Origin of the sequence: Paraburkholderia sp. J67 (assembly GCF_905220265.1) — a bacterium.
Taxonomy (GTDB): Bacteria; Pseudomonadota; Gammaproteobacteria; order Burkholderiales; family Burkholderiaceae; genus Paraburkholderia.
The window spans coordinates 56,883-69,858 of record NZ_CAJMZK010000033.1; the positions used below are offsets into that span (position 1 = coordinate 56,883).

The following is a 12,976-nucleotide window of genomic DNA, read 5'->3' on the forward strand; positions in this document are numbered from 1 at the left end:
TCGCCTTCAGCACGCTCGCGCCGCCTGGGTTATCGTATGACGATGAACTGAAACCTACGCGAAAGGAGACACGATGAGCTACGCCACAAAAGCCCCGGATCGCCGCGAGATCGAGGCACTGCATGGGCAGGCCGTGCTGGAATTCGGCACCGACTGGTGCGGTTACTGCCAGGGCGCGCAAGCATTGATCGGCGACGCCTTCGCGAAGCATCCTGGCGTGCGCCGCATCAAGGTGGAAGACGGCCCGGGCCGTGCGCTCGGCCGCTCGTTTCGCGTGAAGCTCTGGCCCACGCTCGTATTTCTGCGCGACGGCGCAGAAGTCGCGCGCATCGTCCGGCCAACTTCGGCCAGTGAACTCGACAGCGCTTTCGATACGCTTGCCTGAACACGGGGGCGCACGCCCCCGTAAATCCTCACCTTTGGCGCTTTTAACGGCTTCCCACGCGCCGCGCGCTCATTCGAGCCCGGCCAGCAGATCGTCGATGGCGCGATAGACGCGCTCCACCACTTCCGGCCCCACCTCCTCTTCGAGCGCCTTGTAGCGCGCCTCCAGCTCCTTCGAAATCGACTTCACGAGCTGATGGCTCTTCTTCGTGAGCGTCACCAGCACGCGCCGCTGGTCGTCGGCGAAACGCTCCTTCGTTAGCAGACCCAGCGCCTCCATACGGGCGAGCACGCCCGCCATGCTCGGGCTGGAAATCGTGCACAGATCGGAAATCTGGCGCGGTTCCAGCGGCCCACTTTCGTTGAGCGCGCGAATCACGCGCCACTGCTGCTCCGTGAGCCCGTGCGCGGTGATGAGCGGACGAAAGCGCTCCATCATCTTTTCGCGCGCGCGCAGGAGCAGCATGGGCAGGTTGCGGTGCGCGACGCGCGTGGTGCTGCGTGAGGAATCGGACATGATGGCTTGGTTCAGGACACGGCGGCGGTCACCCGGAGGACCAGGGGAAACCCGCGAAACCAGCGTCGATGGTTGACGCTGGATGATAGCAAGCGCAGAATCACTCACATATTAGTGTTTTCCGGGAAAGCGAACCACACCATGTTTTCCGTAGCCGATCATCTGTTGCATCTCGAAGGCGAAGCCCTACCGCGCGACGCTAGCGCCGCCGAAGCGCGCGCCCTGCTGGCGGGCGGCGCACGCTGCCGCGCGCCGGTCGCGGGCGCCGTGTACGGCACGCTGCTCAACGACCGCCACGCGCTCGAAGCGCTCGGCGACGCCGTGAACGCACCGCCTTACAAAGCTGCGCCGCGCGCGCCCATCCTCTATCTGAAGCCGCGCAACACGCTTGCGGGTCACGGCGCGCGGGTCGTCGTTCCCGGCGTTGAAGGTGTACAAGTGGGCGCGTCGCTCGGCATCGTGATCGGGCGCAACGCCACGCGTGTCGCGGCTCGCGATGCGCTCGACTACGTCGCGGGCTACACGCTGGTCGCGGACCTGAGCGTGCCGCATGAAAGCGTTTATCGCCCGTCCGTGCGCTTTCGGGCACGCGACAACTTCTGCGTGATCGGCCCGGCGGTGCTTGCCCGCCAGCACGTCGCCGACCCGGACAATCTGGCGATCAGTGTCGATATCGAAGACGCCGCGCGCTTTACCGCGAATACTGCCACCAGCGTGCGCACAGTCGCGCAACTGCTCGCTGATGTAACCGACTTCATGACGCTCGCACCCGGCGACGTCATCACGCTTGGCGTGCCGCATGGCTCGCCCGTCGTTCATGCCGGTGCGCGCGCAACCATCTCGATCGACGGTTGGCCCGCGCTCGCCGTTGAATTCATCGCGCCTCACGCCGCGCAAGGAGCTGCAGCATGATGCGAGGACGCGTCGCCTACGCAGGCGCCATTCACGAAGCGTATCCGGAAGCCAAGGGGCGTGTGCGTCTGGCCGATGGCCGCGTGCGCGACGAACACGACGTCGTCTGGCTCGCACCGTTCGAGCCGGGCACGATCTTCGCGCTCGGTCTGAACTACGCCGAGCACGCCAAAGAGCTGCAATTCAGCAAGCAGGAAGAACCGCTCGTCTTCCTCAAGGGTCCGGGCAGCGTGATCGGCCATCGCGGCTTCACGCGCCGCCCCACCGACGTCACCTTCATGCACTACGAGTGCGAGCTGGCCGTCGTGATCGGCCGTACGGCGCAGAATGTGAAGCGTGAGGACGCGATGCAGTACGTCGCGGGCTACACGATCGCGAACGACTACGCGATCCGAGACTATCTTGAGAACTACTACCGGCCGAACCTGCGCGTGAAGAACCGCGACGGCGGCACCGTGCTCGGGCCGTGGTTCGTCGATGCCGACGATATCGCCGATGTCAACGCGCTCGAATTACGCACGTACGTGAACGGCGAACTGAAACAGCACGGCAACACACGCGATCTCGTCACCGGCATCGCGGAACTGATCGAATATCTGAGCGGCTTCATGACGCTCGCGCCCGGCGACGTGATCCTCACCGGCACGCCCGAAGGCGTCGTCAACGTGAACGCTGGCGACGAAGTGATTTGCGAAATCGACGGCCTCGGCCGCCTTGTCAACACGATCGCGTCCGATGCCGATTTCGGCCGCGCCACCACGACGGAATGAACACGCCATGCCTACAGGTCGCATTGAACACCTGATCGACGGTCGCAGCCACGCTGGGCGCGACTACTTCGAAACCGTGAACCCCGCGAACCAGGACGTGCTCGCGGAAGTGGCGCGCGGCGGTGCCGAAGAGGTCAATCTCGCCGTGCAGGCCGCGAAGAACGCATTTCCGGCATGGGCCGCGAAGCCCGCTGCCGATCGCGCGAAAATCGTGCGCAAGCTCGGCGAGCTGATCGCGAAGAACGTGCCCGAGATCGCATTGACCGAAACGAAGGACACCGGCCAGACGATCTCGCAGACCGGCAAGCAACTGGTGCCGCGCGCCGCCGACAACTTCACCTACTTCGCCGAGATGTGCACGGCGGTGGACGGTCACACGTACCCCACCAGCACACACCTGAACTACACGCTGTTTCACCCCACTGGCGTGTGCGCGCTTATTTCGCCGTGGAACGTGCCGTTCATGACGGCCACGTGGAAGGTCGCGCCCTGCCTCGCGTTCGGCAATACGGCCGTGCTCAAGATGAGCGAACTGTCGCCGCTGACCGCCTCCATGCTCGGTCAGCTTGCGCTCGAAGCGGGCATTCCCGCAGGTGTCCTGAACGTCGTGCACGGCTTCGGCCAGGAAACGGGCGAGCCGCTCGTCGCGCATCCCGATGTGCGCGCCGTGTCGTTCACGGGCTCGACCGCCACGGGCAATCGCATCGTGCAGAGCGCGGGCCTCAAGAAGTTCTCGATGGAACTGGGCGGCAAGTCGCCGTTCGTGATCTTCGACGACGCCGATTTCGAGCGTGCGCTCGACGCCGCCGTGTTCATGATCTTCTCGAACAACGGCGAGCGCTGCACGGCAGGCTCGCGCATTCTCGTGCAGCGTTCGATCTACGCGAAGTTCGCGCAGCGCTTCATCGAGCGCGCGAAGCGCATCACGGTGGGCGACCCGCTCGACGAGAAAACCATCGTCGGCCCGATGATCAGCCAGGGTCATCTTGCGAAGGTACGCAGCTATATCGAGCTGGGATCGAAGGAAGGCGCCACGCTCGCGTGCGGCGGCCTGGACACACCGGATCTGCCGGAAGCCCTTAAAAAAGGCAATTTCGTGCAGCCCACGGTGTTCGTGGATGTCGACAATCGCATGCGCATCGCCCAGGAAGAGATCTTCGGGCCGGTCGCCTGCCTGATTCCCTTCGAGGACGAAGCGGACGCCATCCGTCTCTCGAACGACATCGCCTATGGTCTGTCGAGCTACGTCTGGACCGAGAACACGGGTCGCGCGCTGCGCGTGGCCGCCGCCGTGGAAGCGGGCATGTGCTTCGTGAACAGCCAGAACGTGCGCGATCTGCGTCAGCCGTTCGGCGGCACGAAAGCCTCGGGCGTGGGCCGCGAAGGCGGCACGTGGAGCTACGAGGTGTTCCTCGAACCGAAGAACGTGTGCGTCTCGCTGGGTTCGCATCACATCCCGCGCTGGGGCGCCTGAATCGCGCGAACATCGCCGGACTAAAGAACAGGAGACACAGCGATGGGCAAGCTCGCGCTGGCAGCAAAAATCACGCACGTACCGTCGATGTACCTTTCGGAACTCGACGGCCCGCACAAGGGCTGCCGTCAGGCCGCTATCGACGGGCACAAGGAGATCGGCCAGCGCTGCCGCGAACTCGGCGTGGATACGGTCGTCGTGTTCGACGTGCACTGGCTCGTGAACAGCGAATATCACATCAATTGCGCGCCGCATTTCGCGGGCAATTACACGAGCAATGAACTGCCGCACTTCATCAAGAACATGGAGTACGCGTATCCGGGCAATCCGTCGCTGGGACATCTGATCGCCGATGTCGCCAACGAGATGGGCGTAAAGAGCCGCGCGCACAGCGAAACCACGCTGGAACTCGAATACGGCACGCTGGTGCCGATGCGCTACATGAACGCGGATCAGCACTTCAAGACCGTGTCGGTGGCGGGCTGGTGCATGTGGCACGACCTTGCCACGAGCGCGCGTTTTGGTCTCGCCGTGCGCCGCGCGATCGAGGAGCGTTATGACGGCACCGTGGCCATTCTCGCGAGCGGCTCGCTCAGCCATCACTTCGCCAACAACGGTACGGCCGAGCAGTTCATGCACAAGGTCTGGGACCCGTTCCTCGAACAGACCGACCGCAACGTGGTCGCGCTCTGGGAGCGCGGCGACTGGAAAACCTTCTGCGCGATGCTGCCGCTCTATAACGAAAAGTGCTGGGGCGAAGGCGGCATGCACGACACGGCCATGTTGCTCGGTGCGCTCGGCTGGGATCAGTACGAAGGCCGCGCGGAAGTCATCACGCCGTACTTTGGCAGTTCGGGCACCGGGCAGATCAACGCCGTGCTGCCGGTCACGCCGCTGCCGCGCTGAACGCTTCCAAGGAGCCGGAACATGCCCCATCTCACCCTCGAATACAGCGCCAATCTCGCCGACGAAGCGAGTATCGGCAAGCTTTGCGCCACGCTCGCGCACGTGCTCGACGCGCAACGCGACGCAAACGGCGCGCGGGTCTATCCGCGCGGCGGCATCCGCACGCGCGCGCTGCGTTGCGAGCAGTACTTCATCGCCGACGGCGATCCGCACAACGCCTTCCTGCACGGCTGCCTGAAGATCGGCGCGGGCCGCACTGCCGAGGTGCGCCGCGCCACCGGCGAAGCGCTGTTCGATGCGATCAAGCTGCATTTCGCCGAGGCTTTCGCCGCGCACGGACTCGCGCTTTCACTTGAGATCGTCGAGTTCAGCGAGGAAGGCGCGTGGAAGCATAACAACCTGCACGCGCGGCTCAAGGGCTGAAATCAAGGCCTGATCGCGAAAGCGTCCCCATCGGAAATCATCATGCTAGAAGCTCACATCATCCGCGAGCTGGCTGCGCAGCTCGACGAAGCCGAACGCACGCGCACGCAGTTGCGCCATTTCTCGCGGGCCCATCCGTCGATGACCATCGACGATGGTTATGCGATCCAGCGCGAGTGGGTCAAGCTCAAGCTCGCGGCGGGACACACCATCAAGGGGCGCAAGATCGGCCTCACGTCGCGCGCGATGCAGCGCGCCTCGCAGATCGACGAACCCGACTACGCGCCGCTGCTCGACAGCATGTTTATCGAAGCGGGCAGCGCCATTCGCGCGGATCGTTTCATCGCGCCGCGCGTGGAAGTGGAGCTGGCTTTCGTGCTGCAAAAGCCGCTACAAGGTCCCAACGTCTCGCTGTTCGACGTGCTCGACGCAACGGCCTACGTCACGCCCGCCATCGAGATCATCGACGCACGCATCGAGCAGTTCGATCGCGAGACCAAGGCGCCGCGCAAGGTGTTCGACACGATCTCGGATTTCGCCGCGAATGCGGGCGTGGTGCTGGGCGGGCGTCCCGTCAAACCGCTCGACGTGGATCTGCGCTGGGTGGGCGCGCTGCTCTACAAGAACGGCGGCGTGGAGGAAAGCGGGCTGGCCGCCGCCGTGCTCAACCATCCGGCCACGGGCGTGGCCTGGCTCGCCAACAAGATCGCGCGCCACGACGAACGTCTCGAAGCCGGCGACGTGATCCTGAGCGGCTCGTTTACCGCCCCCATCGCCGCGCGCGCGGGCGACACGTTCCATGCCGATTACGGTCCGCTCGGCGGCATTGGCTTCAGCTTCGTCTGATCTTTCATTCAACCGGCTAACGAATACCATGCCCGTACCCGTCAACCCGTTCAAACACGCGTTAATCGAAGGCCGCGCGCAAATCGGCCTGTGGGCCGCGCTCGCGGATTCATACGTCACGGAACTACTTGCGACCACCGGCTTCGACTGGCTGCTGATCGACGGCGAGCACGCGCCCAACGATCTGCGCAGCACGCTCGCGCAGTTGCAGGCTGTGGCGCCCCATCCCACGCATCCGATCGTGCGTCCCGTGCGCAACGACGCCGCGCTCATCAAGCAATTGCTCGATATCGGCACGCAAACGCTGCTGGTGCCAATGGTCGAAAGCGCCGCCGATGCGCACGACGCCGTGGCCGCCACGCGCTATCCGCCGCTGGGTATTCGCGGTGTGGGCAGCGCGCTCGCGCGCGCCTCGCGCTGGAACGGCTCGCCCGATTATCTGCACTGCGCGGCCGACGAGCTTTGCGTACTGGTGCAAGTGGAAACAGCGAATGCGCTCGCCCAACTGGATGAAATCGCCGCCGTGGAGGGCGTGGATGGCGTGTTCTTCGGTCCCGCCGACCTGAGCGCGTCGATGGGTCTGCTCGGTCAGCCGGGCGCGCCGGCGGTGCGCGAAGCGATTGTCGCGGGGATTCGCGCCGTGCGCTCGCTCGGCAAGGCATCAGGCGTGCTGGCCGCCGATCGCACGATCGCGCGCGAATATCTGGAAGCGGGCGCGAATTTTGTTGCGGTGGGCAGCGACGTTTCACTGCTCGCGCGCAGCGCGAGCGAGCTGGCCGCGGCGTTCCGCCCGTCCGCCAGTTAAGTCCAATCCCTCAAAAGACGGCGCCTCCGCCCAGGCGAAGGCCGCCATCACTCTTCCTCGCCGCCTTGGGCCACGAGCTTCGCCAGCGCGCTCTGCAACACCTCGCGCTCGTGCGCGCTCAGCGCCGCGAGGATCGTCTCGTTCTGCGCCGTCGAAATCGCCGACGCGCGCCGGTAAGTGTTACGCCCCTGTGCGCTAAGCTTGACGAGCACGCCCCGCGCGTCCGCCGCGTTCGATGCCTTTTCCAGCAGCCCCTTACGCTCCAGCACATCGGTAGCGCGGCTCGCCTGGCTGCGGTCGAGATTCGACACGCGCCCGAGATCCGACACCGAAATCGGCCCGAATGCGCCCACGCTCAGCAGGATGCGCGCCTCCGTGAGCGAGAGCGAAAGCGCCGAGGAAAACGCCTCGTTCATCGTGCGATCCGTCTGCTTCTTGAGCACATGCAGGCGGTACGTGAACAGTTCTTCGATCTGGTACTTCCCCGTCGTCATGGTTCGTCTCGCTCGGTTCGTTGACTGCCGGCTCTGGCAACAGCGCTAGCATATCACCGCAGCAAGCCCTTAAAACATGGATCTTTTCTAAAATTTTGATGCTTGCACACGCATTTATTTGAGCGTAGCATCGACCAGTCGAATAGAGGAATCGCGCCCCGCGAGGAAGATACCCATGAGGAGACACCCATGAGCGCAGTTGCCGAAGCCACCCGGCCCGACTGGTGCGAACCGCAGGAATGGGCCGCGCGCGTCCAGCTCGCGGCCACCTACCGCGTGTTCCATCAACTCGGCTGGACCGAGCTGATCTTCAATCACATCACGCTGCGCGTGCCGGGACCACACAAGCACTTCCTGATCAATCCGTTCGGCCTGGCGTACGACGAAGTCAAGGCGTCGAACCTCGTCAAGATCGATCTGGAAGGCAAGATCCTGAGCCCGAGCGATTACCCGATCAACCCGGCAGGCTTCGTGATTCACAGCGCCATTCATGCCAACGTGGAAGACGCGCATTGCGTCATGCACACGCACACCACGGCGGGCCTCGCCGTCGCGTGCATGGAAAGCGGTCTCGCGTCCACAAACTTCTATTCGGCACAGTTGCATAACATGGTCGCGTATCACGACTTCGAAGGCATCACCGTGCATAACGAAGAACAGCCGCGCCTGCTTGCGTCGATGGGCGACAAACGTCTGCTCATCCTGCGCAATCATGGGCTGCTTGCGCACGGCGTGAGTCTCGCGCATGCATTCGCGCTACTCTGGACGCTCAATCGCGCCTGCGAGATTCAGGTCGTCACCGACTCGATGCACGGCCGTGCACTTCCCATCGATCCCGCCGTCACCGAGCGCTCCACGCGCGACGCGCTGCAGTTCTCCCCGGCGCATGGCGCGGGCGAGAATATCCTCACGGCGCTGATCCGCCGCGTGGAGCGCCAGGATCCCTCGTACAAGGAGTAAGCAGTGAACGCTTCGCAGCGCAGTATCACCGTGGTGGGCGCCGGTGCGATCGGCGGTCTGATCGCCGCGCGTCTCGCGCGCACGGGCGCACAGGTCAACGTGCTCGCGCGCGGCGCGCAGCTCGACGCGATTCGTCGCGACGGCCTCACCATCATCGATGACCCCGAACCCGGACAGCGCTACACGGCGCGCGTCAACGCCACTCACGACGCCGCCGCGCTCGGCGCGCAGGACCTCGTGTTCGTTTGCCTCAAGGGTCAGGCGCTCGCGCAGTCGGCTTCAACGCTTGCGCCGCTCGTCGGGCCGCAGACGCACATCGTTTCGGCGATGAACGGCGTGCCGTGGTGGTTTCTGAGCGATTTCGGCGGCGCGCGTGCGAACGAGCGGCTCGAATCGGTTGATCCGGGCGGCGCGGTGTCGGCGGCGCTGCCGCCCGCGCAGGCCTCGGGCTGCGTCGTGCATCTGTCGTCGTCGATCGCCGCGCCCGGTGTGATCCGCAAAGGCAAAGGCAATCTGCTGATCATGGGGCCTGCCTCGGCGCACATGGCCGCGCGCGCCGACGAAGCGCGCGCATTGCTCGCCCAGGCGGGCTTCGACGCGCAAGCCGCCACCCCATCCATCCAGCACGAGATCTGGACCAAGCTCTGGGGCAACATGACGATGAACCCCATCAGCGCGCTCACGCGCTCCACCGCCGACGTCATTCTCGACGATCCGCTCACGACGCAACTGGTCGCCGTGATCATGGCGGAGGCGCGCGCAATCGGCGAGGCGTTGGGTATCGGCATCGATATGACGATCGAGGAACGCAACGCCATCACGCGCAAGCTCGGTGCGTTCAAGACCTCCATGCTGCAAGACGTCGAAGCCGGCCGCACGCTGGAAGTCGAGGCCTTGCTGGGTGCGCCTTATGAACTCGCGCAGCGCACGGGCATCGCGGCGCCGTCGCTCGGCATGCTTTATGGGCTCGCGCGTCAGCTCGACGCCAATCTCGAAGCGGCGCGGCGCGCAACGTCATCACGTTGATGCCATGCGCTTGCCGCCTTTGCGGCAGGCGCATGCAAATTCGCACGCAAACAAATCGTAAGCACTCCGCAAGCATTCATCCGCGCCCCTATTTCTCGATGCAGTTTGCTTGATCGCGGCACAAGCCGACTGCGCAAGGCCATGCAGGCCTGGCTGCTGTATCGGCAGCATTCGGCGCATACTCTGTCTCTTCAAAACGCTCGCGCGTCGGCCTCGCGCACGGTCTGACACCGTTTAGCGCCCGTTCCCGGGTCATAGTCCCGGGGCACAAAAATTGCGGCAGTGCGTCGAATGTTCATACGAACGGCGCGAAGTCTCGCGCCTGCGCGCCACGTTCCACCGTCGCCGCGTCCGGCAGTCCGCCCGCTACCCGAATCGAATCCGCTTTCTCCCCATGCCAAGGATGCTTATTTTTTCTCGCCTGGTTGCCCTCTTTCACTCCCGGTCGACAGCGCCCGGCAGGACGCGCACGCGACGCCTCGATCCGTTGATCGCCCTGTTCGCCTGTGCGCTGATGTTCGCCAGCGCGCCCGGCCGCGCAGCGACCACGGACAACCCCGCCGCGCCCGTCGTGCTGACACCCGCTCAGGCCAACGCCGCCTTGAAGGTGCTCGACGATCCCGTGCAGCGTGCGCATGTCGCGGACACGCTGCGCGCGATCGCCGCCGCCGGCGCACTCGCCACGCCCGCATCGGGCAGCACAGCGGCCAGCGCCGCAACGACGGCCAGTGCGCCCGCCGGCGCTTCGGCCGCCAGCGCATCGACGGCCTCGGACGCGCTCGCCAACGCGCTGCGCTCGAACGGCCTCGTGCTGCAAATCGCGGATGGTGCGGCGCATGGCGCGCGCGTCGTCGGCAAGCAACTGCTGCGTGCGCGCGGCGCGCTCTTCAACGTGGGGTCGGCGCGCGACTGGTGGAGCGTGCGCCTGGGCACGCCTGAAGGCCACGCGCTGCTGATCGGTCTGCTGCGCGTGCTGCTGCTCACGCTCGTGCCTGCGCTCGCGATCGAGGCGCTGCTGCGCCGTGCCATCGCCAAGCCCCATCGCGCGATCGTCGCGCATGCCGCCGCGCATCAGGACAAGGGCAGCGACGGCGCGACGCCGTCCGAAGCCGCCGCCCGGCAGCCCGCTCAACCGCAAACGCCCGAGGCTAGCGGCACAGCCGCCGTGCGCGACGCCGCGCAGAAGCGAGCGCAGAAAGAAGCCGATAGGGACGCGCTGCGCGTCGCGGCCGGCATAGGCACGGAAAGCACGGAAGGCGCCGAAGCCCAGCTGGAAGTCGCGCAGCAGACCGGTGTCGATGCCAACGCCATCGCCGCCGCAGGCGCGCACGTGCCCGCCACCAGCGACAACGCCTACGCGCAAGGCGCCGCGTCGCTCACGCGCGAGGACGACCATCGCCGTCGCGGCGCCAGCCACTGGAGCCTGCTCAAGCGCCTGCCGCTTGCCTTCGTCATCACCCTGCTCGATCTCGTGCCTGTGATCGGCTTCGGCCTGTGCGCCGCCGGTGTGCTCTCGATGCTCGGCCCCGACGATGCCGCGCCCGGCGCTGCCGTCGGCCATGTCGTCGACACATGGGTGATCTGCCGCATCATCATCGCGCTCGGCAAGCTGCTCTTCGCGCCCGATTCGGACGACCTGCGCCTCATGCCGATGACCGCCCCCTGGGCCGCGTTTTCGCAGCGCTGGCTCGAACGCATCGTCGTGATCGGCGGCGTGGGCGGCGCGCTCGCGGGTGCGGTGCCGCTCGGCATGACCGAGGACGCGCACCTCGCCCTCGTGAAGCTCGTGATCCTCGTCGCCCACATCGCGATCGCCATCATGATCCTGCAATGCCGTCACGCCGTGGCCGAGCGCATCCGCAACTCGGCGGCCTCGCGCGGCTCGCTCGCGTGGCTCGTGCACTGGTTCGCCGACGTCTGGGCGATCGTCGCGATTTTCATCGTGATGGCCATGTGGTTCGTCTGGGCGCTCGATCTGCGCGGCGGCTACAAGGAGCTGATCCGCGCGGGCGGTCTGTCGCTCGGCGTCATGCTGGCCACGCGCATGGCGGGCATCGTCCTGTTCGGCGCACTAGGGCGCGCGTTCGATCCGAACGGCAAGGGCGAAAACCTCACGATCGCGCAGCGCCGCGCGTATCGCTATTACCCGGCGCTGCGGCGCATCGTGCTGGCCGGTCTGTGGATCGTCATGCTCGACCTGCTGCTGCACGTCTGGGGCCTGCATCCCGGCCGCTTCCTGATCAATGCGCCGATCGGCCATCTGCTCGGCTCCGCGCTCCTGACCATCGCTATCGCGGTGGTGGTCGCGGTTGTGATCTGGGAGGCTGCGAATGGTGCGGCCGAGCGCCGCCTCAACGCCTGGACCGACGCCGGCGACTTCGTGCGCGCCGCTCGCCTGCGCACGCTGCTGCCGATGTTCCGCACCACGCTCTTCGTCGCGATCTTCGTGGTGGTGGGACTTACGGCGCTCTCGCAGCTCGGCATCAACACCGCGCCGCTCATTGCGGGCGCGAGCATCTTCGGCGTGGCGCTCGGCTTCGGCTCGCAGAAGCTCGTGCAGGACTTCATCACCGGCATCTTCCTGCTCACGGAAAACGCCTTGCAAGTGGGCGACTGGGTGACGGTCGCGGGCGTCTCGGGCACGGTGGAGTTCCTGTCGATCCGCACCGTGCGCCTGCGCGGCGGCGACGGCTCGCTCTATACCGTCCCTTTCAGTTCGGTGACGACGGTGAACAACACGAACCGCGGCATCGGCAACGCGGCGGTGAAGGTGGTGATCGCCAACGGCGCGGATCTCGAACGCGCCATCGCCACGCTCAAGGACATCGGCGCGGAGATCCGCAACGACGACGCCTTCAGGAGCGGCACCCTCAGCGACTTCGCCTACTGGGGCGTGGATCAGGTGGACGGCGCGAGCGTCACGCTGGTCGGCCAGATCCAGTGCAAGGACTCGGCGCGCTGGAGCGTGCAGCGCGAGTTCAACCGGCGCGTGCTCACGCACTTCACGGAGCGCGGCATCGAACTGGCCAATCCGCAGCGCAACTTCCTCATTAACATGGCGCACGAACACGACGTCGAGGGCCACACCATCGACGATGACGGCAGCGACGCCGACGACGCCGCTGCGCAACGCACGCCCGATGCGCGCGGGCGACGTGCTGCGTCGTCGGGTAGCACCCCGGCGCGCAACGGCCAGAACACGCCGCGCGGCAAGCCGAACTGACCTCGCCACGGCCGGTGCGCTTATCGCGCGCGCCGGCCTCACCTTGACCGCGCCACGCGGCATCCCCCGAAAAGACTCACCTTTAGCGCCCAAAGGGCGCGATTGATTACACCCATCTGTGGCACGGTGTGGCGTAAAATCAGGCCCCTACGCGATGTGCACCGAGGCAAGGTTCGGGCGATAATGCGACTCCCGAACAAGCTCACCTTTCGATGCGCGGTGCGCACATCGACAGT

At 65.7% G+C, this 12,976-nt stretch carries 13 protein-coding genes; 11 read left to right on the plus strand and 2 right to left on the minus strand.

Going from position 1 to position 12,976, the window contains the following annotated elements:
• Positions 1–73: 73 nt before the first annotated feature.
• Positions 74–385 carry a thioredoxin family protein gene (locus U5782_RS35810; protein WP_322048581.1) on the plus strand — a complete coding sequence of 104 codons (312 nt, stop codon included), beginning with the start codon at positions 74–76 and terminating at the stop codon, positions 383–385.
• Between the two features lie 69 nt (positions 386–454).
• Here the strand turns inward: U5782_RS35810 and hpaR are convergent, their stop codons facing one another.
• The gene (hpaR, locus tag U5782_RS35815) at positions 455–850 is read right to left on the minus strand and encodes a homoprotocatechuate degradation operon regulator HpaR (protein ID WP_322048621.1); all 396 of its coding nucleotides are present in this window, start codon (positions 848–850) and stop codon (positions 455–457) included.
• 192 nt (positions 851–1,042) lie between these two features.
• Here hpaR and U5782_RS35820 point away from each other — a divergent pair, with 192 nt between their 5' ends.
• From U5782_RS35820 to hpaI, 7 genes are read left to right on the plus strand one after another with little or no spacing between them, the layout of a single operon-like run.
• Positions 1,043–1,813, plus strand: a complete 771-nt coding sequence (locus tag U5782_RS35820) for a fumarylacetoacetate hydrolase family protein (protein ID WP_322048582.1) — start codon at positions 1,043–1,045, stop codon at positions 1,811–1,813.
• Positions 1,810–2,583, plus strand: a complete 774-nt coding sequence (locus U5782_RS35825; protein WP_322048583.1) for a fumarylacetoacetate hydrolase family protein — start codon at positions 1,810–1,812, stop codon at positions 2,581–2,583. The genes U5782_RS35820 and U5782_RS35825 overlap by 4 nt, the downstream gene beginning before the upstream one ends.
• A gap of 7 nt (positions 2,584–2,590) precedes the next feature.
• On the plus strand, positions 2,591–4,057 hold the full coding sequence (gene hpaE, locus U5782_RS35830) for a 5-carboxymethyl-2-hydroxymuconate semialdehyde dehydrogenase (RefSeq protein WP_322048584.1): 1,467 nt from the start codon (positions 2,591–2,593) through the stop codon (positions 4,055–4,057).
• A gap of 42 nt (positions 4,058–4,099) precedes the next feature.
• The gene (hpaD, locus tag U5782_RS35835; protein WP_322048585.1) at positions 4,100–4,963 is read left to right on the plus strand and encodes a 3,4-dihydroxyphenylacetate 2,3-dioxygenase; all 864 of its coding nucleotides are present in this window, start codon (positions 4,100–4,102) and stop codon (positions 4,961–4,963) included.
• Between the two features lie 21 nt (positions 4,964–4,984).
• Positions 4,985–5,386, plus strand: coding sequence for a 5-carboxymethyl-2-hydroxymuconate Delta-isomerase (locus U5782_RS35840; protein WP_322048586.1), 402 nt, complete (start codon positions 4,985–4,987; stop codon positions 5,384–5,386).
• Positions 5,387–5,428: 42 nt separating this feature from the next.
• Positions 5,429–6,232 carry a 2-oxo-hept-4-ene-1,7-dioate hydratase gene (gene hpaH / locus U5782_RS35845; protein ID WP_322048587.1) on the plus strand — a complete coding sequence of 268 codons (804 nt, stop codon included), beginning with the start codon at positions 5,429–5,431 and terminating at the stop codon, positions 6,230–6,232.
• 28 nt (positions 6,233–6,260) lie between these two features.
• A complete protein-coding gene (hpaI, locus tag U5782_RS35850; RefSeq protein ID WP_322048588.1) occupies positions 6,261–7,037 on the plus strand; it encodes a 4-hydroxy-2-oxoheptanedioate aldolase in 777 nt (258 codons plus the stop codon).
• Positions 7,038–7,084: 47 nt separating this feature from the next.
• Here the strand turns inward: hpaI and U5782_RS35855 are convergent, their stop codons facing one another.
• A complete protein-coding gene (locus U5782_RS35855; RefSeq protein WP_322048589.1) occupies positions 7,085–7,531 on the minus strand; it encodes a MarR family winged helix-turn-helix transcriptional regulator in 447 nt (148 codons plus the stop codon).
• 189 nt (positions 7,532–7,720) lie between these two features.
• Between U5782_RS35855 and U5782_RS35860 the strand changes: the two genes are divergently transcribed.
• From U5782_RS35860 to U5782_RS35870, 3 genes are all read left to right on the plus strand, one after another.
• Positions 7,721–8,491: a class II aldolase/adducin family protein gene (locus U5782_RS35860; protein WP_322048590.1), complete on the plus strand. Its 771-nt coding sequence runs from the start codon at positions 7,721–7,723 to the stop codon at positions 8,489–8,491.
• A 3-nt stretch (positions 8,492–8,494) separates the two neighbouring features.
• A complete protein-coding gene (locus tag U5782_RS35865) occupies positions 8,495–9,517 on the plus strand; it encodes a 2-dehydropantoate 2-reductase (protein WP_322048591.1) in 1,023 nt (340 codons plus the stop codon).
• Positions 9,518–10,004: 487 nt separating this feature from the next.
• Entirely contained in the window at positions 10,005–12,740 is a 2,736-nt protein-coding gene (locus tag U5782_RS35870; RefSeq protein ID WP_322048592.1) for a mechanosensitive ion channel domain-containing protein, read from the plus strand.
• Positions 12,741–12,976 lie beyond the last annotated feature (236 nt).

Coding starts and splice junctions, on each gene's coding strand:
- U5782_RS35810 (WP_322048581.1), top strand. CDS start 74: ATGAGCTACGCCACAAAAGCCCCGGATCGCCGCGAGATCGAGGCACTG.
- hpaR (WP_322048621.1), bottom strand. CDS start 850: ATGCTGCTCCTGCGCGCGCGCGAAAAGATGATGGAGCGCTTTCGTCCG.
- U5782_RS35820 (WP_322048582.1), top strand. CDS start 1,043: ATGTTTTCCGTAGCCGATCATCTGTTGCATCTCGAAGGCGAAGCCCTA.
- U5782_RS35825 (WP_322048583.1), top strand. CDS start 1,810: ATGATGCGAGGACGCGTCGCCTACGCAGGCGCCATTCACGAAGCGTAT.
- hpaE (WP_322048584.1), top strand. CDS start 2,591: ATGCCTACAGGTCGCATTGAACACCTGATCGACGGTCGCAGCCACGCT.
- hpaD (WP_322048585.1), top strand. CDS start 4,100: ATGGGCAAGCTCGCGCTGGCAGCAAAAATCACGCACGTACCGTCGATG.
- U5782_RS35840 (WP_322048586.1), top strand. CDS start 4,985: ATGCCCCATCTCACCCTCGAATACAGCGCCAATCTCGCCGACGAAGCG.
- hpaH (WP_322048587.1), top strand. CDS start 5,429: ATGCTAGAAGCTCACATCATCCGCGAGCTGGCTGCGCAGCTCGACGAA.
- hpaI (WP_322048588.1), top strand. CDS start 6,261: ATGCCCGTACCCGTCAACCCGTTCAAACACGCGTTAATCGAAGGCCGC.
- U5782_RS35855 (WP_322048589.1), bottom strand. CDS start 7,531: ATGACGACGGGGAAGTACCAGATCGAAGAACTGTTCACGTACCGCCTG.
- U5782_RS35860 (WP_322048590.1), top strand. CDS start 7,721: ATGAGCGCAGTTGCCGAAGCCACCCGGCCCGACTGGTGCGAACCGCAG.